Origin of the sequence: Nitrosarchaeum sp. AC2 (genome assembly GCF_013407385.1) — an archaeon.
GTDB lineage: Archaea > Thermoproteota > Nitrososphaeria > Nitrososphaerales > Nitrosopumilaceae > Nitrosarchaeum > Nitrosarchaeum koreense.
In genome coordinates, this window is sequence record NZ_CP030847.1 from 307,739 (window position 1) to 328,318 (window position 20,580).

Consider the following 20,580-nt stretch of genomic DNA (forward strand, 5'->3'; position numbering starts at 1 on the left):
AATTAATTACAATGGATTTATTTTGGTTTGTATTGTGTAATAATCATGCCTGAAATTTGGTTAAATTATGGTATTACTGATGTTGTACTTGATATTCGGGCAGAGAATTTAGAGCAAAAAATTGACTCTGACGGTAAAGTCTTAGATGATGCAGCGATCAATGAAAAACTCACCACAATTGATTTAACAAAACCTATGGAACTTGTGGTATTACATAATTCTAAATCTATTCAAAAAATTATTTCATCATTATTTACAATTTGTGAACAAAAATCGTTACCGTTTCCTAAAATTTTAGCTGAGAAAAAAATAATGAATCTAGTAAAATCTGGATTACCTGAAGGAAGTTCAATTAATGAATTTGATAACACAGCTCTTTCTAATTCAAATCTTGTTTTCATTGGTGAATTAGAGTTTGATGGATTATTTGGATATGAAACAATTTGTTCCCGATTAATTAAAAAATTCGGTCAAGAATCAATGCTTTCTGCATATGCAAAAAGAAAAAATAATATCCCATCTCCAGGACAATTAACAGAAAGTTTTGATGAAGCAAAAAAATTTGCCGATAATTTTGAAATCAAAGCAATTGAAATTGTAGCAAATTCTCAAGGTATTGTCGATTTTTCAATAGGACATCCATCTAAAACTGTTTTATCTACAAAAACCCTTGAATCATTTGCAATCAAAGATATAGGTCATCACAAATCAATGATAATTAGCACTGGTAAAGATTCTAGCAATGATAATCTTGGAAAATCTCTTTCATCTCTTTGGAATTGTGCTAGTGCTGTACAAAATGGAGGTCTGGCAATCTTAGTGGCAGAATGCAAATCTGGTTTAGGCTCTGATGCACTACAACAATACATTGAGGGAAGATTAACTGTTGAACAACTTAGAAATCCAACTAAATATATTTCTGGAATGGAAGATTTGTTGTTTTTATCTGAAATTCAAAAAAATTTTCAGATTGGTTTGGTTTCAATACTTCCTGATTATTATGTTAAAAAATTAAACATGGTTTCATTATCTGGAATTAAACCTTCATTAGATTATATTTTGAAAACACAAGGTAATAGACAAAAAGTTGTAGTTGTAATGGATGGAGCTAGAGTTTTACTAAGATAAAAAATTAAACATAAAATTTGATGGTATAGGAGCACACAAAATAGCTAGACCTATGATTCCAATATATGCCAGTTTTCTGTTTTTTGATAATGGCGAGATATCATCAAGTGGTGTTGCACTAGGGTTTCTTGAACTTAAAACAAGAATTAGCATCGCCATTAGCCAATAATTTAATAAAACAAGAATTGCCATACTTCCAAATGTTGCATATCTGTGAAGTTTAGATCCCAGTAATGTTCTTGCCATATGTCCTCCGTCTAACTGCCATGCTGGTAATAAATTCAAAAATGTAATTAGAAATCCAATCCAGGCTGCAAACAACACTGGTGTCATTATTACTTCATGACCTGGTCCACCTTTTCCAAATAATGCTAAACTTGCAGTCATCAATAATGGTTCGCCTTGATTCCATTCAATTAATCTAGATTCTGCAAAAAGCCCTTGAGCAACATCTTCTTGTAATATGGGAGCAGTGTATGCTCCATACATTGAAACTATTATTGCAATTATTAGTCCTGCAATTGGTCCTGCAATAGCTACATCAAATAAAATTTCACGATTAATTGTTAATCCACGTGATTGAATAAATGCACCAAAAGTAGGAATGCCTATAATTGGTATTCCTGGTATGAAAAATGGCCATGTTGTTTTTAATCTATGAATTTTAGCTGCAACTATGTGGCCTAACTCATGAACTCCTAAAATTCCTAAAAGTGACAGTGTATAGATTCCTGCCATCTCTAATGGATCACCTATATTGATAATGGAATTAGTTCCTGCAGTACGATAAAACCCATCAATCATTACAAAAGTTATGACAATTGCAAACAAAATTCGTGAAGTCCAAGAGGTGCTTAACCACTTTCTTTGTTTTTTTGGAGTAAATTTTTGAATTATTAGATATTTACCATCATCCATCTGTTCAAGTTTGCATACATAACTCATATTTTCTAATTTTCTTGCCAAATCCTCAAATTTTGATTTAAAATTATTATCGCTAATCCTAAATTCCAACGCATACATTCCTTTGTTGAACTGATCTACTTCAAATAATGAATTAACTAATGAAATTATGTCATCTTGAGAAGGTTCACTCATTCTCTTTACGGCTATTTCTTTCCATTAAATGGTTTTGTGGTTTAAAATTAAATATTGATAATAAATTATACTAGTATGCAAGTAATTCTCAGGCAATTGGGCGATTGTAACATCCGGAGAGCAGATCCCAGCGATCTTATTCCAGTCATGGAAATAAATCTGAAAACCCTTCCTGAACACTATTCTGATTATTTCTATGAAAGCTTGTTAGCTGAAATACCAGAGGCATTTATTGTTGCAGAAATTAGAGGAAAACATGTTGGATACATAATGTGTAAAACTGAATATGGATTTTCAAATTTTAAAAAATTAGGATTCGTAAAAAAAGGTCATATGGTCTCAGTTGCAGTTCTTGATGAATATAGAAAAAAAGGAATAGGAAAAGCATTAGTTGAAGAATCTGTAAATGGTGTTAAACTCAAAAAATGTGATGAGTTCTATCTTGAAGTAAGATGCAGTAATAATGATGCTGTTAGATTATATGAAAAATTAGGATTCATTATTAGACAAAAACTTAATGCGTATTATCGTGATGGTGAAGATGCTTATCTAATGGCAATTGAATTAGATTAGTTCAAACCAATAAATAACTCACAACAAACTTCAATTTAATGGATAAGCGTAAAGGCATGGGTGTCACAATTTTTGTATTGTGTATTACAGCATTTTTTCTTTATGCATATTTATTGATGCTATCTGAATGGAGTCCAATTGTTTTACAACTATCAATTTTGATGATTGCAGGTGGAATTCTTGGTGTTGTGGCATGGATTGGTTATGTTATGGCAACTACAAAACCATCCTCTGCATCAATCTCATCTGATGATTAATTATTTTGAAATTTTTACATCTACAACAGTTTGATAATATCTTGGACCAACAGCTCTTACAATTTTTGATCCTAAAATTTCTGATTTGACAGGTGAGATCTGCAAATAATGTTCTTCAGAAAGTTTTCCTGCATCTGATTTTTTATCTGCATGAATATGTGAATAATAGTGAATAATCCCACCATTTTTAGTTGCATTAATGGCAGATTTTAAAAATTCATCTGATCTTTCGGGTAGCAGCATTAACGTTCTATCTGATTTATTTTGTAGTTGTTCTTGAATTATCTGTAATGCATCTCCATTAATTGAGACTATATTCCCTACAAGTTTATTTGATTTGATATTTTTTTCACAAAGTTTTGCTGCGATTGGATTAATGTCTATGCTATACACTGTACATTTCTTTTTTTTTGCAATCATGACTGAGAACATGCCTACTCCCGCAAACATATTGACTATGGTTTCTCCATTTTGAACTAAATTGGATATTCTCTCCCTTTCTGTAGATAATCTAGGAGAAAAAAATGCATTTTCAACATCTACTATGAATTTACAGCCAAATTCCTTGTATTCTGTTTCTGTTTTGTTATCGCCTGCTAAGATTTCTAAATCTCTTGTGCGAAAATCTCCTTCTACGGCAGACGCTTGATAAAAAACACTTTTTGCAATTTTTACTTGTTTTAACAGCGTTTCGCCAATAATTTTTTTCTTTGAAAGTAATGAATCTGGAATCCTTACTATAATTATATCGCCAATCTGATCAAAAGATGAGATAAGTTCTTGACTTTCTTGCTCGCTGAGTATGCTTTCCAATGCCTTTTTTAGCATTCGAGTCATCCTTTGTAATAGTAATTTCCAGAATCTTTTTGGTTTTTATCTAGCCTGCTTTCTAATTTGTTAACTCGTGGTCTCAAACTTTTCTCATCTCTTCGGAATGACATATCCAATGATTTTAGAAATCTGTTCATCGCATCTGCTTTTGGCATTGGAGATGTCGCATGTCCAGATACCCCTGATACACCTTCAAAAATTATCATAGAGTCAGAAATCAAATCCATTAATTGTATATCGTGATCTATTACAATTGCTGTTTTACCAAATGATCTAACAAATTTTTGTAAAAACTTTGCGATAGTTATTCTATCTTCCACATCTAAAAATGCAGATGGTTCATCTAATGCATAAAGATCTACTTTTTGTAAAAGACATGCTGCAACTGAAATTTTTTGTAATTCTCCCCCTGACAGATTCTTTACAGATTTATTGTAAAGTTTTTTAATTTTTAGTGGTTCAAGTATTTGTTCTTCTTCTTGACTTCCTTCAATTTGACTTCCATTTGCTTTGTCTAATAATACTATGACTTCTACATCAATATCATTTTGAAGATATTGTGGTTTGTACGCAATTTTTATTTTTTTATCTATCTCACCAGAATCAGGTTTTTCTACTCCTGCAATCATCTTCATCAATGTTGTTTTTCCAAGTGCATTTGCCCCCATTATTCCCAATACTTCACCTTTTCTTACTCTGCCAGGCTCAATTGTTACTGAGAAACTTGGATATTTTTTTTCTAGTTTTGGATATGCCATAATTTCACTTCCCTCTTGAAATTCATCTGTTGAAGTTGAAGATACATCAAAAGAAAATTTTTTGTCTCTAAATCTTACATTTTCAGTTGGTAGATAACCATCAAGAAATACATTGATTCCAATTTTAGTTGATAATACGTTAGAAACAATACCATACGCTGCAGGTTCACCATAAAGCAATTCAATATAATCACTTAGATAATCAAGTAATGTTAAATCATGTTCTACAACCATCACACTTTTTCCAATTTTAGCTAGACTGTGGATTACTCTTGCTACGCTTTTTCTTTGAAATACATCATTATATGATGAAGGCTCATCAAAAAAATAAAACTCGGTATCTTTTGATGCAACTGCAGCTATGGATAATCTTTGAAGTTCTCCCCCGCTAAGTTCTTTTAAATTCTGCTCCATGGAATTCTCTAATCCTAATTCCTTGATTAATTCTCTAGATATTCCACGTTCATCATATTTTTCTATTAGATCTTTTCCAGTTCCGTCAAATGCTTGTGCAACATGATGCACTTGTTGTGGTTTAATTGACGCACGTATTTGTTTATTTTTAATTTTTTCAAAATGAGATTTCAATTCGGTTCCACTGTAATACTTTAAAATCTCGTCCCACTCTGGAGGATTTTCATATCTTCCCAAATTTGGTTTTAAATTTCCAGATAGAATGTTTACTACTGTGCTTTTTCCCATTCCGTTTCTACCAAGTAATCCTACAACTTCTCCTTTTCTTGGAGTAGGTAATTTGTATAATCTAAACGAATTTGGACCGTATTGGTGAATTTTATCTGATGCTAATTCTGATGCTAAATTGACAATTGTAATTGCATCAAATGGACAAACTTTTACACAAATGCCACACCCATTACAAACCTCTTCATCTATCTGGGCTTTTTTTACCTCTTCGTTTAGAATGATACAGTCAGCTCCTGACTTGTTGACAGGACAATATTTTATGCATTCTAAACCACATTTTTTTGGCTGACAAAGATCTCTATCAAGTACTGCAACTCTATGGGTCATGTCGTAATTCTATTTTGCCTTGATTTATACCTCTTTTGAACTGTCCACTAAGAGGCGTTACCTTAATAGATGAGATTCTGTGAAGATTTTTCAAGCCGGCCATAGCGTTAGGGTGCGACCCAATCCCATTCCGAACTTGGAAGTCAAACCTAACGTCGCTGTTGTGCTACTAAGATGCGAGAGCTCTTGGGAAGCAACAGTGCTGGCATCTTCTTTCAATCAATCTTTTAATATGGAATTTATGGTTTGCATAATGATTTCAATGCCTAACTGTGTTGTTTGTGGACAATCATTTTTAGACGATATACGTTTTCTAAATCATATGATGGATAAACATGGTTTTCGAAATCCTAACACCGATAAACCAGATAGAAATAGTCGTGGATACTAATTTTACATTTTTCTAAAATCTTATAGTTGTGTCTGGTCATTTAGAAACTACAAAACTTGTTTTAGACTTGCAGTTAAACCACTAAATTATTTTTAAATTAATTCTGTAAATAATCTAAAATTAATCTTACTCCAAAACCTGTAGCTCCTTTTGGATTGTATGGTTTTTCTTTTGTTGCTATTTGTGTCCAGGCAACTCCTGCAATATCGATGTGAACCCAAGGGGTTTTTTCAATAGCATTTCTTAAAAATGCTGCAGCGGTAATCGTACCAGCAGCTCTTCCAATTCCAACATTTTTCATATCAGCAACTTCGGATTTTATCATATCCATATAATCATCATTTAATGGAAGATTCCAAATCTCTTCCGTTGTTCTTTTTGAAGATTCAATTATCATATCTGTCAATTTTTTATTATTTGAAACCATACCTGCAATGTTTGTTCCTAAAGCAATTATACAGGCTCCAGTTAATGTTGCAAAATCAATAATTGCCTTTGGTGAATATTGTTTTTCACCATATGATAACGCATCAGCTAAAATGATTCGACCTTCCGCATCTGTATTCAAAATCTCTGCTGTTTTTCCGTTGTATAATTTTATGATGTCTCCCGGTCTATATGCTTCGCCACCTGGCATATTTTCAACAGATGGAATAATCCCTACTAAGTTAATTGGTAATTTTAATTCTGAAACCGCTTTCATGATTCCAATAACTGTGCATCCTCCACATTTATCGAATTTCATTTCATCCATTTTTTCACCTGGTTTTAATGAAATTCCACCAGTGTCAAATGTTACAGCTTTTCCAACTAGCACAATTGGTTTTTCGTTTTTAGGGCCACGAAAATGTTCTAAAATAATTAATTTTGGTTCGTTTTTACTGCCTTGTCCTACGGCAAAAATTCCACCAAATCCTCTTTTTTTGAGTTCTACTTTGGATATTATGTTACATTTCATATTGTTCTTTTTTGCTATTATTCTTGAAAAATTTGCAAGTGTTGTTGGTGTGCATTCATTGGGTGGTAAATTTGCAATACTTTTTGTGTAAATAACACCATCTGAAATAATTTCTGCAGTTTTTATTGAATTTGAGATCTTCTCTGATTTAGAAATTAATATTGTAAGATTAGGATCGGTGTTTTCTTTTTTTGATTTATATTTTTCAAACTTATAAAGAGACATCTTACATCCCTCTACTATTTGAGATACTGATGAAAGAGGTTCGATAAGAGAACTTGGTGGTGCTATTATGGTAAATTCTTTCAGTTTCAATTCTTTAGCTTTTTGAGCAATTTTGCCTGAAACAAACCTGATTGTATCGTTTGTAAAGTCTTCTTTTTTACCTAATCCGACTAACAGAATTCTTTGAGTTGATTTTTCGGTAGTTGGAATTACTACTATTTTACCAAATATTCCACCCATGTCATTTATTGATTGCTTTATTGATGAGGTAATTTTTGAATTAAAATTTTGTAATCCTAATATTTTATCAGAATTTTCTAATACGTATCCACAAAGCATAGCAGTTTTCTTTTTAGAATTGCTTGGGTTTTCTAATCGAATCTTCATTATGCTGATTGGTTTTGATGTATTATTTAGATTTACTAGAGATCTATTTTTTTGCTATTTGAAAATAAACTTACCGATCTTATGAAGACGGCTTTTACAGTTTTACAGTCTTGTTCACACTGCACATCTACTTTTGTATTATTTGATTTAACATGTTTTGTTGTAATGATTGCTTTTAACAATGGTAATAGTGCTGCTCTTCCACCATATGCGGTTTTTTTATCTATTAACCAAAACATCTCTGTTGCTGATTCTCCTAACATCTTTCTTAGTTTTATACCGAAATCTGAATAATGTCCGATCATTGTGAAACTACCTCTTGAAAGAAATTCAATCATTTTTGCAAATTTTACACACAAATAACACTGATTATCATAAACTATTATTGGTAATTCTTCATTGATATCCACATTCATCATTGGTAATCGTCAGATTAAAATTTTGCAGAAGTAGATTTTTATTAAATTTGTAGTTATCGCAATCGAGAAATGAGACTAAATTATTATCTAATCAAAAAAAATGTTCTTCGTGCTCGTAAATTAGTAATTAAAGCATTAAACAATGCAGGTTCTGGTCATCCAGGAGGGTCTTTCTCAATGGCCGAAATCTTAGGATGTTTATTTTACAAACATTTGCAGTATGATCCTAACAATCCTCAATGGGAAGATCGAGATCGCCTAATCTTATCTAAAGGGCATGCAGGACCTGGCTTGTTTTCAAATATGGCTGTTGCAGGCTATTTTCCAGAATCTCAACTTGAAACTTTAAGACAATTTGGAAGTAAATTACAGGGTCATCCTGATCTAAAATGTCCTGGAGTTGAATTCTGTGGTGGTTCTTTGGGCACTGGTTTATCTTATTCTATTGGTGTTGCACTTGCTGGTAAAATTGATGGTAAAAATCATCATGTCTATACTATAATAGGTGACGGTGAGTCAGATGAAGGTCAAATATGGGAAGCAGCAATGACAGCTGCAAAATACAAAGTAGATAATCTTACAGCATTTTTGGATAGAAATTTTATACAACAGGATTCATACACAGAAAAAATTATGCCATTAGATGAAAAACTAGAAGGAGATGACATCTCTGAAATGTGGAAAGATGCTTCACGATGGAAGACAGGTGATAAATGGAGATCATTTGGATGGAATGTAATTGAAATTGATGGACATAGAATTGAACAAATAGATGCAGCTATTACTAAAGCAAATTCTACAAAAGGAATTCCCTCAATAATTATCGCTAGAACAATTAAAGGAAAAGGAGTTGAACACATGGAAGATAATCCGCAATGGCATGGAAAAGCACCTGATTCAGATGTTACACCAATAATTGATTTAGAACTTGATTCTCAGTTTATGATTGCTCCATCAATCATTGCTGGTGATATGAATAATCTTGAAAATGAGATTAAGCGATGTATATCTGGCAGAGCCGACTTTATTCATCTTGATGTTATGGATGGTCAATTTGTTCCAACCAAAACTTTCGATCATACAAAAATCAAAGAATTACGATCATTAACAGTGCTCCCATTTGATACTCATCTGATGATCAATGAACCTGTAAAACATGTCAAAGATTATGTTGAAGCTGGAAGTGATATAATTACTGTACATGCTGAAGTTTGTGATGAAACAAGTTTTGGTGAAATACATGATTATCTAAAACAAAATAAAGTTGGTGTGGGTCTTGCAATTAATCCAAATACTGAACTTCCTGAATGGTCTTACAAATTCATTGCCTCTCTTGATCAACTAATTGTAATGTCTGTTGTACCTGGAAAATCTGGTCAAAAATACATTGAAGAAACACATGAAAAAATGACTAGATTGAAAGCTATTCTAAATGTGCACAAGTTTTCTGGTTATATTGAGGCTGACGGTGGTGTAACTTTTGATAATATTGGTTCTTGCTTTGCAGATGGCGCTCGAGTTTTTGTGGGTGGTAGTGCAATTATTGGAAAACAAGATGTACGTGGTGCTATTAGAGATTTTAGAAATCAAGTTCTTAAAACTAGACGAAAATTATTACTTGATAAAGCAAATGAATTAGGAGGTTCTGAACTCGTTAAAAAATGGATTGGACTACATGTTGTTGGAGAAAAACAAGAACAGATTAAACAAATAGCAAAAGAGGCAAGTTATCTTTGAATCAACCCATTATGACCGACATGCGTTCAGAGTATTCAAAAATACTAATTGAACTAGGAAAAGAAAATCCAAACATAGTAGTTTTGGGTGCAGACACAACTGATTCACTCAAAACTTCTGGTTTTGGAAAAGCATTTCCAAATAGATTCTTTAACGTAGGTATTGCAGAAGCTAATCTAGTTTCAATGTCTGCAGGACTTGCAGCTTCTGGAAAAATATCCTTTGCTAGCACTTATGCTATATTTTTACCTGGTCGCGCAGTTGATCAAATAAGAAACGGAATAGCTTATCCTTCTCCTGGAAATAAAAAAGGTCTTAATGTAAAATTAGTAGTTTCTCATGGTGGTCTATCAGTTGGACCCGATGGCGGTTCACATCAACAAATTGAAGATATTGCAATAATGCGAGTGATTCCAAATTTCCGAGTTTTTATCCCTGCAGATACAATTGCAGTTTCAAAATTAACTAGATTAATGGCAAATGAATACGGTCCATTTTACATGAGAATGGCAAGATCAAATACACCAGTAGTTCATTCTGAATCCCAAGATTTCCAAATTGGTAAAGGAATTACAATTCGTGATGGTTCTGATTGTACTATTGCTGCATGTGGAATTACTGTAAGAATGGCACTTGAAGCAGCTGAATCTTTACAACATGAGGGAATATCTTGTAGAGTGTTGGACATATTTTCTATAAAGCCAATTGATGGCGATATATTAGAAAAAGCAGCCAGAGAAACCGGATGTATAGTTACAGCTGAAGAACACAATATTTTAGGAGGTATGGGCTCTGCAGTTGCAGAATCTGTTTCTGAAAGACATCCTGTCCCCATTAAAAGAATCGGTGCTCAAGATATGTTTGGCGAATCTGCACGAGATAACGAAATTCCACTACTTTTGGAAAAACACGGAATAACATCTTTTAATATGGTCAAACAAGTAAAAGAAATAAGGAGTAGAAAATTATGAAAATTTTTCTTGATAGTGCAAATTTAGAATCCATCAGAAAATTCAATGATATGGGTTTGTTGGATGGAATTACCACAAATCCCTCTCTCATGTCAAAAGAAGGTGGTAATCCAAAAGACGTTATGCAAGAAATCACCAAAATTATCAAAGGCGACGTTAGCCTAGAAGTTGTAGGTACTAAATATTCTGAAATGATTGAAGAAGGAAAACGATTACGTCAATACGGTAAAAATGTTGTTGTTAAAGTCCCAATGACTTCTGATGGTTTGAAGGCCTGCAAATCTCTTTCATCTGAAGGAATTCCTGTAAATGTTACCTTGGTTTTTTCTCCAAACCAAGCATTACTGGCTGCAAAATCAGGGGCAAAATATGTTAGCCCATTTATCGGCCGATTAGATGATATTGGTCAAGACGGAATGAAATTGATTAAAGACATTAAAGAAATATTTGATAATTATAAGGATGATTTTAAAACACAGATTCTTGTTGCAAGTATTCGTCATCCGCTACATGTTATTGATGCCGCAAAAATTGGAGCACACGTTGTAACTTTACCTCCAAATGTTCTAGATAAAATGCTCCAACACCCATTAACAACTATCGGGCTGGAAAATTTTCTATCTGATTGGAAAAAACTAAAAGATGGAAATTCTGACATTAAAATTTAAAATTTACATATCCAAAATTATATGTACAATTACCTGATATGATGAGCTTAAATAAATATAAGATAACTTAACTAACCTTATGGGAAAAATCAAGATTAGAACCGGTAGGGGAACTGGAACCAGAGAAATTGATGACGATAAAAAAGGCTGGGCAGGCGACGAATACAAAAAAATTCAAGACGAAAAGAAAAAACAAGCCGCAAATAGAATGATTCATACCGGTAGAGGAACTGGCTCAAAAAGACTAGGAGATTTACCAGATTCAAAACCAAGACCTTCAACCGAGGGTATGACCCGAATCACTGGTAGAGGAACAGGTTCAAGAAAGAGTACTAACAAAGGTTCATCGTAGAACCTCAATTTTCCTTTTTAATTTCGTATATGTTATTCAAATGTTATTTATTCACTAAAAATCATCTTTGTGATATTCTGTAAAATTATTCAACCTATAACTACACTCATTTTATTATAATGTGTATTACTCACAAAATTTAGTATTAATTGATATGATACAATTATCTTATTTGATACATTTTTTAAAATTGAAAACTATTTTTTATAATATTCTGTAGTGAATATTATGTTGTTTTATCTACCAATCCAACCCAGTTTTTTGAAATAAATAAACATCAATGCGACAGGTATTGTTGATGCCAAAATAATTAATATTAATACTGTATATGGTCCTAAAAATAATACTTGATCATTTAACCCCCCTGGCAAATTTATGTTCATCCCATAAAATGTTCCAATTACTGTTCCAGGAATTGCAAACGTAAAAATTATTGTTAATGCCGCAAGTACTTTATTTGTTTTTTCAGTACTTAACATGAAGTCAGTATCTTTGTAAATTTCCATTGTTTCTCTAGATTCTTCCAGCGTTTCAATTACTTTATCAATATGATCTATCACATCATCAAAATATAGCGATAGATCATCTTCCTCAGAAAATTTTTTAATATTTTTTGTAATTTCTAATACGAATTTCTTTAATGGATTTGCTATTCGTCTCATTACATTAATTTCTCTTCTAAGTAAGGCTATACTTCTTGCAACAGATATTTTTTCATCAAAAACTTCATCTTCAAGATCATCTAAATTTGCAATTACTTTTCTTGATATATGTAAGAGTTCATCCACTAGAATGTCTACTATTTCATGGAGGAGATATTCTACAGATTTTCCTAATATTCTTTCTTTTCTGTGTACATCTAAATCATTTTTACAAATATTTACTAAATCTACTAATGGCTTTAAATCTCCTTGATGAACTGTTATGAGAAAATCTTTTCCGATGAATATTGATAACTGACTATTTCTTGAAATTCCCGGCTGTCTTAATAGAGATGGAAAATGTAATATCACAAAAAAATGATCCTGATAACTATCTAGTTTTGGAAGTTCTGATTTAGTCATACAGTCTTCAATGTTTAATGTGTTCAAACGGTATGTCTCAGCTAATTTTTCAATATCACTTCTATCTGGATTTTGTAGATCAATCCACAAAAATCTCTTACCCTCAACGGTTTCAATTTTTCTTTCTACAGGTACCGCTTGTGGTTTTTTTCCAACATGTAGTCTATTAGTAATGAATCCTTTTTTCAAGTTGAATGGTAACTCGATTTAACAAATTTAAAGCGATCGCTTTTTTCCCTATTTTTTTATAATTTTCATGAATTTGATTCTTTTCTAGAATTTTATGCTATTTCCATGGAAGAAAGAAATTGACGCCAATCCATGTAAGTCCAATTGTTATTCCCATAGCTATCCACCAAAATCTCATGACTATAAATTCTGTTAGTTAATAATAAATCTACAGGCTAATTTTCAATGAGATAAATCAAAGATTATTACGGGATAAACAATTTTTTATTCTTGTGGCCCTCGTAGTACAGTGGCTAGTATAGGGGACTGTGGATCCCCGGACAGGGGTTCGATTCCCCTCGAGGGCCTACAAATTTTTTTATGATTTTAACCTACAATTTCTCGTGCAATTCTGTCATGACATGAGCATTTACAAAATCTGTAAAAATTTCCATCATGTTCTGAATTGCAAGTATTGCAACCTTTACCTTCTGCCATTTTTGCAGTTTTTATAATTGCGATATTTTTATTTTTTGGTAAATTACTTTTTAAAAAATGCCATATTTGCTTGATTCCATTTCTTCTTTTATTGCCAGCTTAAATCTTGGTATTTTACCTTCTAAATTACTTGTAAGCCAAGATAGAAATTTTTTTTCTAAACCCTTCCCTTTGAATTTATCAAAATCAACTCCCATCTGATCAGCTAGTTTTTCTACTAATGTTTTATTAACACTAACAACAAAAAAGTGCCATCCAAAAGCAAATTCAGAATCTGTCATAACAAAATCATCTTGACTGTGAACCATTTCTTCCAAAAGTGAAAGCTGGTTTGTTATTGCCTTACTTGTTTTATCATAATCTATTGCAGATACATTAATGTTAATTCTATCTATCATGATTCTATATGATTTACATAAAATAAAAGGATTACACAAATTATTTTAAAAGATGTTCAAAATCAATATTGAAATGAGTTTTCATTATGTCTATGTACGTTTTAATGGATTCCGGGATTTTCTCTCCACACGATACTCCTAAATTCTTTGCATTAATCCAAATTACTAGAGTTTGAATAATTGTCAAAAATCTATCATTTTCAATTTCTGGAGTACTGATAGCCTTTGTATATCTCTCAGCAAATTCCCATGCTGTTACAAAATCTATACATTTTACTCCAAAAACTGCTAATACTTGTTCTTGTAAACTATTTGCTTTTTTAAAAGGAACTAAATTAATTATGTATGGAAATTTTACTTTTTCAGGAAGGCAATCTGGCAATGGCCCCCAAATTGTAATTATTCTTGTCCCTTTTTTTAGATCTTTAAATTTATTCATCATATTATTGATGATATCTTCATTTGTAAACCAAAACAAAATTGCGGTAGCATCAGAAATGTCCACATTTTGTATGTCCTCACAAATTAATTTACCTTGTATCTTATTTTTATCTAGAATATTTTTTGCTAGTTTAATTTTTTCTGGATTGTTATCAACACCCACAGCTTTTTTCACCTGATATTCTTTTAATGCTATGGAGATTCCAGTTCCATCTCCACATCCAAGATGATAAAAAATATCATTTTTTTCTAATTTTAAAAAATTAAAAATATCTCTAAATGATTTCTCTGGTAATTGAACTTCTTCTCCACTAACTATGCTTTCAGGTAATGATTTGAGATATTCTTCTATTTTCAATATTATGATTAAAACTATACTTGAATTATTCTCTTATGCTTTCAAGTTTTGAAACTGCTTGCCATAACTGTGTTCTTACATATGAGGGCATATTTGGATCTTGTGTAACATCATCAAGCAAACTTATTGTATTGTTTGCTCTTACTGACAATGAATATTCTTCATTATTTAACTCCGCTATCAAATCTGTAATTGATTTTTTAATTGTCTTTGGCGTTGAATGACTTGTAGCAATTTGATTTAATGTTTCAATTGCTTCTTTCATTGATTCTTTGTTTTGTTTTTCATCAGCCATTTTTTACACCATTTAATGTTAATTTGAGGTATATAGTCACATCTCTAGAAATATGTTATCTGACTCTATTGATACGTTATATGATGCTACATCTCTAATTTTAGCTGGGAATTTAACTAATTTACCAGTTTTACAATCAAATTGGGCTCCATGCCATCCACAAATTACATTACAGCCATCTAATTTTCCCTCTGAGAGACTTGAACCAGAATGAGTACATGAATCATCCATGGCACAATATGTACCGTCAACATTTGCAACCATTATTTCTTTACCGTCAATTGACACTTTGATCATTTTTCCAGGAGGAACATCTGCTGTTTTTCCGGCTATAATTTTACCCATTATCGTTTTTAATCAATCATTCTTAATATTTTTTCGTATATGTGTACAATTATGATAAGAAATGCAGTTGATTCAGATAAATCTGTAATGCTGAACTTTTGTCATAATACTTTTTCATGGGGTGATTATATTCAAGATGTCTGGAATTCTTGGTTGTCCGAAGATAATTTATTCATTATAGAGAAAGAACATCCAATTGGTATAACTCATGCATTTTTCTCTAAAAAGCAAGTATGGATTGAAGGAATCAGAATTAATCCAGATTTTCGTAGACAAGGTTTCGCTAAAAAATTAGTCCAACATGTAGAATTAATTGCTAAAGAAAAACAAATTCCATTTTCTTTTATGTTGATAGATGTTAAAAATCACAAATCTCTTTCAATGGCAAAAAACCTTGGTTATGGTATATTTCAAACCTGGAATTTTTATTCACTTATTCCTCAGATTAACAATAGTCATGAAATTCAATTTGGCAATAGTTTTGATCAATCAAAAATTCCTCATTATGTAAAATCTTGGAGATGGTTGCCTTTAGATAAAAAAATCATGTTATCTTTTTACAAACAAAATAAAATAATTTTTTCAGATAAATCCGGTCCAATCTCTATTGCAGTTCTAACTGATTCTGAGCATTTTGATAAAATTTTGATTGTAACTTTAATTTCTGGTTCATTATCCAATACATTAGATCTAATTTTATACATACAAAACTATGGAGCGGAAAACAAATATCAAAAAATACAAATTTTAACTAGAGCCAAATTATCTACAATAAACACATTAGAACACAAAATTACATTTAATCTAATGAAAAAATCTTTGGCCTAATTCTCATTTACAAATCTGATTGTATTTTTTAAAATACCTAAATTCTCAATTTCCATCTCTACTTTATCCCCATTTTTAAGAAATACTGCATTAGGTTTGTTCAGCATTACTCCTGCTGGAGTTCCAGTTGAAATGATGTCCCCTTTTTCTAGAGTCATAACCTTACTTAATCTCGAAACTATCTCTGGTATTTTTATGAACATGTTACTTGTAGATGAATTCTGTCGTATCTCCCCATTAATTTTGGTTGTTAATTTTAAGTTCTGTGGATCTTTGATTTCATCTGCTGTTGTTATCCATGGTCCAGATGGTGCAAATGTATCAAAACTTTTCCCTCTAGTGAATTGCTTGTCTTTAAACTGAATATCGCGTGCAGATACATCGTTTAATATCATATATCCAAATATTGCATCTACAGCTTGCTTTTCATTGATGTTTTTACAATTTTTACCTATAATCAAAGCTAATTCAACTTCATAATCCAACTGCGTAACAAAGTCTGGGCAAACTATGTCAGAACCTGTACCGTTTAAAGCAGTTCTAGGTTTTAGGACTATGGCAGGTTCATCAGGTGGCGATAAATTCTGTTCTTTTGCATGATCTATATAATTAAAAGCCAAACATATTATTTTATTTGGATTTGGAATTGGACTTAATAATTTAAATTTTGAAATGTTTTCTTCATATGGTAGAGTATCAATTTTATCTTTGATTTCATCAAACCATCCATCAAAAAGAAAATCCTTGATACTTTGTGGAATTGGAACTCCTGTTTGATAAGTTATTTCATCCTTTGTTGCAACTCTATCTCCTTTTACAAAACCATATGTTTCATTATTTTCATGAACTAATCTTGCTATCTTCATAATTTTCTCACTTACTTGTGTGTAAAAATTGCCTGATTTTGTGAATCTTTTCTACAATATCCAAATCTAACAAATTGTATTTCTTCACCATCTTTTAATTCTAAATAATGGGGTTCTGTATAAACCTCTAATTCTTCTAAACTATCTTCATTAAATTTTTCATCAATAAACAATTGTTTTGGAATAAGAATTTTGATCATGTGGGCATCTTTCTGTGGAATCCATTGTATTTTTTGTATGTCTGAATTAGATTCGCCTTCCGTAAATTCTCCTAATAACTCTCCATTATTTTTTGATATTTTGATGTTGCCTAATCCTAACAATCTGATTTGAGTACCTTTCATATTTTCAACGTCTTCTCCTGAAATGTAGAAATTCTCATCAATGTTGATTTTTCTTTTACCCATATTCTTTATTGGGTGATTGGCAATTTCTACAAATGAAAATGGTAATTTTTTAATTGTAAGTTTTTTTGGTTTGCTTACCATGAATAATCTAATACTATCCGCATCAACAAATTTTCTGTTAAATGACTCAAGAGCATCAAATGGTGCTAATGTATTTGCTTTAGTTAATCCTAATGATAAGATGAATTTTTTTATTGCTTCTGGTTTAATCCCTCTTCTTCTAAGTGACTCTAAAGTAGGTAATCTTGGATCATCATACCACGATACTTTACCTTCTTCAATCAATGGTTTAAGAATTCTTTTTGATATTGGCATTCCTTTGAATTCAAGTCTAGAAAAGAAATCTTGATATGGTTTTCGCATATTTAGTGCATCTAAAATAGCATCTATCAGCTCTTTTCTTAATTCAAATTCCTTTGAACGAAATGCATGGGTTACACCATCAATACTATCTTCTATTGCAACAGCAAAATCATAACTTGGCCAAACTCGATATTTGTTTCCAAGTGTGTAATGCTTTTCTTCTATTATTCTAAACAATACGGGATCTCTCATTACTGCATTATCTGCCTTCATATCTCCTCGAAATCTTACAATTGCATCTCCAGGCTTAAATTTGCCAAACATTTTCTCCCAGCCTTTATTACTTTGTTTAATGTCTCCTCTACTACATTTACAAGCTATACGCTCCCGTCTATTTTCACTAATATCCTCTCTTTTACAAGTACAAACGTAAGCCTTTCCAGAATTAATTAGTTCCATACCTTTTTCATAAAATATTTCCATGTCATCTGAAGTATTTTTTATCACATCAAATTTTATTCCTAACCAGTCTAACCCAACTTTAATTGCAGCATGATATTCCATTCTTTCAGCTTCTGGATTAGTATCATCCATTCTTAAAATGAATTTTCCACCATACATTTTTGCATATTCTGCATTAATGATAGCTGCTTTAGCATGTCCTATGTGTGGATATCCGTTAGGTTCTGGTGGAAATCGAGTAATTACTTTCCCATGCTCTGCATTTTTTAGTGGAGGAAGCCCTTCTCTTTCTTCAGTTTTTTCCTTTGGGATTAAAATATCTGGAAAATTTTCTTCAATCTCTTTTCTTTGCTCTTCAAATGATAATTGATTAATTTCAGAAACAATTGTCTTAATCTCTTCAGATATTTCTTTTACTCTTGTTCTGAACTCTGGTTTTGTTCCTAGGATCTTTGCTAATACAATTTTATCCTGAGTTTTTCCTTCATGTTCAAATGCATTTTGTAAAGCTATTTTTCGAATCTCTTTTTTTGCCTCTTCGTCCAAAGTATCTACCTATGTCTTGCTGTTTGCATTGCCTTTTTTATACTCTGTCTGTTTTTAGGTAGATTCTCAATATTTTTCACGTACAGAAAAAAGTCTTGTGCTTATTCTAAAATTCAATGTTATTTCATTTTCTGTATCGGAATTTCTAATAATTTACACCTAGAGTCAATTAACATACATTGTGAATGAATTTGCTCAACAGTGATAAATCCACATTTATGACAAAAAAATTCATTTTCTTTCTTACAAACACTGCATTTCTTATTCACTTCTAGTGTTTCACCACACTTTCTACATGACTCTATTCTCATTAATTTTCCAACCTCTTTAAACTACATTATACTTGGTCAGCTAGCAAGCTTACTCGTATGATCTATGATTTACTCTACTCTATAATCTGCTAAGATATACTATAATCATGACAACAAAACTTGTTCAGGAAAACAATACCTGGAACAAAATGGTTCATGCACCATTCAAAAAAGTCGTAAAATTCGATCTTATTTGCATGGGTCTTGGAATCATGATGGGTATTGGAATAGGCGCTTACTTGGTTGCAGGAGCATAACCTCCTCACCAAATTTTTTATGTACTGCAACATATGATGATTATTGAATTTTGATCAAAAATTTGATATCTAAATAAGAATGATCTGTTTAAAATAGAAAAACCTGAAAAATTATTAAAATAACCACAAGATATCTGCAATTATTTTTAACCAGCGATAAAGATGATTAATTGATGGCTGATCTCATTGATAAAACTGCAAACTATGTTTTAGATCTTGCTAGCCCTCAAAGGCTTAATATTTTATTTAAATTATTAAGTAAAGATTCTACTCCTACCGAAATTGCAAAGGAATTAGAATCAACTAAGCAAGAAGTTCATAGAAATTTTATTAGATTAGAGGAAAGTGGTCTTATTGAGAAAAAAAATAACGGAAAATACAGCACTACTACATTTGGAGAAACGGTTTGCACACAAGTTCCAACAATAGTGTTCTTTTCCCAAAATAGAAAATATTTTGAAGAACATACATTTATTGACATTCCTTACAAATTTAAAATTCGGTGTGGGCAGCTTGCAGTAAGTCAACATGTTAAAGGTATATCGAAAGTTTTGGAGCAATGGAAGACAATTTATAAAAATTCTAGGGAGTACATATATGAAATATTATCTGAAGCTCCTTTGGATCTTATCGAGCCTTTAGTCAAACAAATTAAAAAAGGAATTAAATTTCAGTATATCTTCTCTGAATCCACAGTAGTTCCTAAAGGAAGAAAGGATTTATTGAAAAAATTAGGATTTAACAATCTTATTGAAAAAGGATTGATAGAAAGAAAAATGGCAAAAAATGTTCAGACTGTAATAGTTCTAAATGAAAAAGAGGCATGTGTTTTATTTCCTAAAAATGATGGTGAATCAGATCTTACTGAAATGTTTTATAGTGATGATCCTATGTTTCATGAATGGTGTCTTGATTATTTCCGATTTTGTTGGTATGGTTCAGATGAATTCATTGAGAGTAAGTTAAAAGAATAATTTTGTACTCATTTTCACATAATTTACATCATATCATTTTTTTGTAGGAATGATCTATACCACATAATGTCTAATGATGTTATGAAATCATTAATTATAATGATTCAAAACCACTATGGCGATATTGACATTTTATTAAGAATTTTAAATAATCTTAAAAATGAGAAGCCGTTATTTCCACCAGACAAGGAATATCTGGATATTATTTTACAAAAATATTTTCCAAATGAAAAATTTTGAATTTTCAATGTGTAAATTATTTTATCAAACTAGA

Annotated in this window: 23 protein-coding genes, 1 tRNA gene and 1 rRNA gene; 13 read left to right on the top strand and 12 right to left on the bottom strand. The window is 31.5% G+C overall.

What is annotated here, in order from left to right:
• The first annotated feature begins 45 nt into the window (after positions 1 to 45).
• On the top strand, positions 46 to 1,128 hold the full coding sequence (locus DSQ20_RS01735; RefSeq protein WP_179365809.1) for a transcriptional regulator: 1,083 nt from the start codon (positions 46 to 48) through the stop codon (positions 1,126 to 1,128).
• On the opposite strand, the gene DSQ20_RS01740 is transcribed toward DSQ20_RS01735, so the two are convergent.
• Positions 1,120 to 2,226: a site-2 protease family protein gene (locus tag DSQ20_RS01740; RefSeq protein WP_179365810.1), complete on the bottom strand. Its 1,107-nt coding sequence runs from the start codon at positions 2,224 to 2,226 to the stop codon at positions 1,120 to 1,122. The two genes, DSQ20_RS01735 and DSQ20_RS01740, sit on opposite strands and share 9 nt — an antisense overlap.
• A gap of 75 nt (positions 2,227 to 2,301) precedes the next feature.
• On the opposite strand from DSQ20_RS01740, the gene DSQ20_RS01745 reads away from it, so the two are divergent.
• Positions 2,302 to 2,799, top strand: a complete 498-nt coding sequence (locus DSQ20_RS01745) for a GNAT family N-acetyltransferase (RefSeq protein ID WP_179365811.1) — start codon at positions 2,302 to 2,304, stop codon at positions 2,797 to 2,799.
• A gap of 38 nt (positions 2,800 to 2,837) precedes the next feature.
• Positions 2,838 to 3,056 carry a hypothetical protein gene (locus DSQ20_RS01750; protein ID WP_048109348.1) on the top strand — a complete coding sequence of 73 codons (219 nt, stop codon included), beginning with the start codon at positions 2,838 to 2,840 and terminating at the stop codon, positions 3,054 to 3,056.
• Here DSQ20_RS01750 and DSQ20_RS01755 read toward each other — a convergent pair whose 3' ends face one another.
• Positions 3,057 to 3,884 carry a class I SAM-dependent methyltransferase family protein gene (locus tag DSQ20_RS01755; protein WP_179366288.1) on the bottom strand — a complete coding sequence of 276 codons (828 nt, stop codon included), beginning with the start codon at positions 3,882 to 3,884 and terminating at the stop codon, positions 3,057 to 3,059.
• A 5-nt stretch (positions 3,885 to 3,889) separates the two neighbouring features.
• The gene (locus tag DSQ20_RS01760; RefSeq protein WP_179365812.1) at positions 3,890 to 5,677 is read right to left on the bottom strand and encodes a ribosome biogenesis/translation initiation ATPase RLI; all 1,788 of its coding nucleotides are present in this window, start codon (positions 5,675 to 5,677) and stop codon (positions 3,890 to 3,892) included.
• A 91-nt stretch (positions 5,678 to 5,768) separates the two neighbouring features.
• Here DSQ20_RS01760 and rrf point away from each other — a divergent pair.
• Positions 5,769 to 5,888, top strand: a 5S ribosomal RNA gene (gene rrf / locus DSQ20_RS01765).
• Between the two features lie 277 nt (positions 5,889 to 6,165).
• Here rrf and DSQ20_RS01770 read toward each other — a convergent pair.
• The gene (locus DSQ20_RS01770; RefSeq protein ID WP_179365813.1) at positions 6,166 to 7,638 is read right to left on the bottom strand and encodes a leucyl aminopeptidase; all 1,473 of its coding nucleotides are present in this window, start codon (positions 7,636 to 7,638) and stop codon (positions 6,166 to 6,168) included.
• 35 nt (positions 7,639 to 7,673) lie between these two features.
• The gene (locus DSQ20_RS01775) at positions 7,674 to 8,048 is read right to left on the bottom strand and encodes a hypothetical protein (protein ID WP_179365814.1); all 375 of its coding nucleotides are present in this window, start codon (positions 8,046 to 8,048) and stop codon (positions 7,674 to 7,676) included.
• 78 nt (positions 8,049 to 8,126) lie between these two features.
• Between DSQ20_RS01775 and DSQ20_RS01780 the strand changes: the two genes are divergently transcribed.
• From DSQ20_RS01780 to DSQ20_RS01795, 4 genes are all read left to right on the top strand, one after another.
• A complete protein-coding gene (locus tag DSQ20_RS01780) occupies positions 8,127 to 9,794 on the top strand; it encodes a ribulose-phosphate 3-epimerase (RefSeq protein ID WP_179365815.1) in 1,668 nt (555 codons plus the stop codon).
• Positions 9,791 to 10,765, top strand: a complete 975-nt coding sequence (locus tag DSQ20_RS01785; protein WP_179365816.1) for a transketolase family protein — start codon at positions 9,791 to 9,793, stop codon at positions 10,763 to 10,765. The genes DSQ20_RS01780 and DSQ20_RS01785 overlap by 4 nt, the downstream gene beginning before the upstream one ends.
• Positions 10,762 to 11,433, top strand: coding sequence for a fructose-6-phosphate aldolase (fsa, locus tag DSQ20_RS01790; protein WP_179365817.1), 672 nt, complete (start codon positions 10,762 to 10,764; stop codon positions 11,431 to 11,433). Before DSQ20_RS01785 ends, fsa begins: the two co-directional genes overlap by 4 nt.
• Positions 11,434 to 11,512: 79 nt before the next feature.
• Positions 11,513 to 11,785 carry a hypothetical protein gene (locus DSQ20_RS01795; RefSeq protein ID WP_007549667.1) on the top strand — a complete coding sequence of 91 codons (273 nt, stop codon included), beginning with the start codon at positions 11,513 to 11,515 and terminating at the stop codon, positions 11,783 to 11,785.
• Positions 11,786 to 12,021: 236 nt separating this feature from the next.
• Here the strand turns inward: DSQ20_RS01795 and DSQ20_RS01800 are convergent, their stop codons facing one another.
• Complete coding sequence (locus tag DSQ20_RS01800; protein ID WP_179365818.1) at positions 12,022 to 13,038, bottom strand: magnesium transporter CorA family protein; 1,017 nt, start codon at positions 13,036 to 13,038, stop codon at positions 12,022 to 12,024.
• A 275-nt stretch (positions 13,039 to 13,313) separates the two neighbouring features.
• Here DSQ20_RS01800 and DSQ20_RS01805 point away from each other — a divergent pair.
• Positions 13,314 to 13,385: transfer RNA gene (locus DSQ20_RS01805), tRNA-His, on the top strand.
• Between the two features lie 180 nt (positions 13,386 to 13,565).
• Here DSQ20_RS01805 and DSQ20_RS01810 read toward each other — a convergent pair.
• From DSQ20_RS01810 to DSQ20_RS01825, 4 genes are read right to left on the bottom strand one after another with little or no spacing between them, the layout of a single operon-like run.
• On the bottom strand, positions 13,566 to 13,913 hold the full coding sequence (locus DSQ20_RS01810) for a hypothetical protein (protein WP_179365819.1): 348 nt from the start codon (positions 13,911 to 13,913) through the stop codon (positions 13,566 to 13,568).
• A 40-nt stretch (positions 13,914 to 13,953) separates the two neighbouring features.
• Positions 13,954 to 14,712 (bottom strand): class I SAM-dependent methyltransferase, encoded by a 759-nt coding sequence (locus tag DSQ20_RS01815; protein ID WP_179365820.1) that lies wholly within the window; start codon positions 14,710 to 14,712, stop codon positions 13,954 to 13,956.
• Between the two features lie 25 nt (positions 14,713 to 14,737).
• Positions 14,738 to 15,007, bottom strand: a complete 270-nt coding sequence (locus DSQ20_RS01820; RefSeq protein WP_007549671.1) for a UPF0147 family protein — start codon at positions 15,005 to 15,007, stop codon at positions 14,738 to 14,740.
• A 36-nt stretch (positions 15,008 to 15,043) separates the two neighbouring features.
• Complete coding sequence (locus tag DSQ20_RS01825) at positions 15,044 to 15,352, bottom strand: non-heme iron oxygenase ferredoxin subunit (protein ID WP_179365821.1); 309 nt, start codon at positions 15,350 to 15,352, stop codon at positions 15,044 to 15,046.
• Positions 15,353 to 15,403: 51 nt separating this feature from the next.
• Between DSQ20_RS01825 and DSQ20_RS01830 the strand changes: the two genes are divergently transcribed.
• Positions 15,404 to 16,180, top strand: coding sequence for a GNAT family N-acetyltransferase (locus DSQ20_RS01830; protein ID WP_179365822.1), 777 nt, complete (start codon positions 15,404 to 15,406; stop codon positions 16,178 to 16,180).
• Here the strand turns inward: DSQ20_RS01830 and DSQ20_RS01835 are convergent.
• Both DSQ20_RS01835 and DSQ20_RS01840 read right to left on the bottom strand, forming a co-directional pair.
• Entirely contained in the window at positions 16,177 to 17,046 is an 870-nt protein-coding gene (locus DSQ20_RS01835; protein ID WP_179365823.1) for a fumarylacetoacetate hydrolase family protein, read from the bottom strand. The two genes, DSQ20_RS01830 and DSQ20_RS01835, sit on opposite strands and share 4 nt — an antisense overlap.
• Positions 17,047 to 17,057: 11 nt before the next feature.
• Entirely contained in the window at positions 17,058 to 18,764 is a 1,707-nt protein-coding gene (locus tag DSQ20_RS01840; protein WP_179365824.1) for a glutamate--tRNA ligase, read from the bottom strand.
• Between the two features lie 418 nt (positions 18,765 to 19,182).
• Here DSQ20_RS01840 and DSQ20_RS01845 point away from each other — a divergent pair, with 418 nt between their 5' ends.
• The 3 genes from DSQ20_RS01845 (at position 19,183) to DSQ20_RS01855 (ending at position 20,546) form a co-directional block, all read left to right on the top strand.
• Positions 19,183 to 19,332 carry a hypothetical protein gene (locus DSQ20_RS01845; protein ID WP_179365825.1) on the top strand — a complete coding sequence of 50 codons (150 nt, stop codon included), beginning with the start codon at positions 19,183 to 19,185 and terminating at the stop codon, positions 19,330 to 19,332.
• A 173-nt stretch (positions 19,333 to 19,505) separates the two neighbouring features.
• On the top strand, positions 19,506 to 20,306 hold the full coding sequence (locus tag DSQ20_RS01850) for a winged helix-turn-helix domain-containing protein (RefSeq protein WP_007549680.1): 801 nt from the start codon (positions 19,506 to 19,508) through the stop codon (positions 20,304 to 20,306).
• Between the two features lie 66 nt (positions 20,307 to 20,372).
• A complete protein-coding gene (locus DSQ20_RS01855; protein ID WP_179365826.1) occupies positions 20,373 to 20,546 on the top strand; it encodes a hypothetical protein in 174 nt (57 codons plus the stop codon).
• The last annotated feature ends 34 nt before the right edge of the window (positions 20,547 to 20,580 follow it).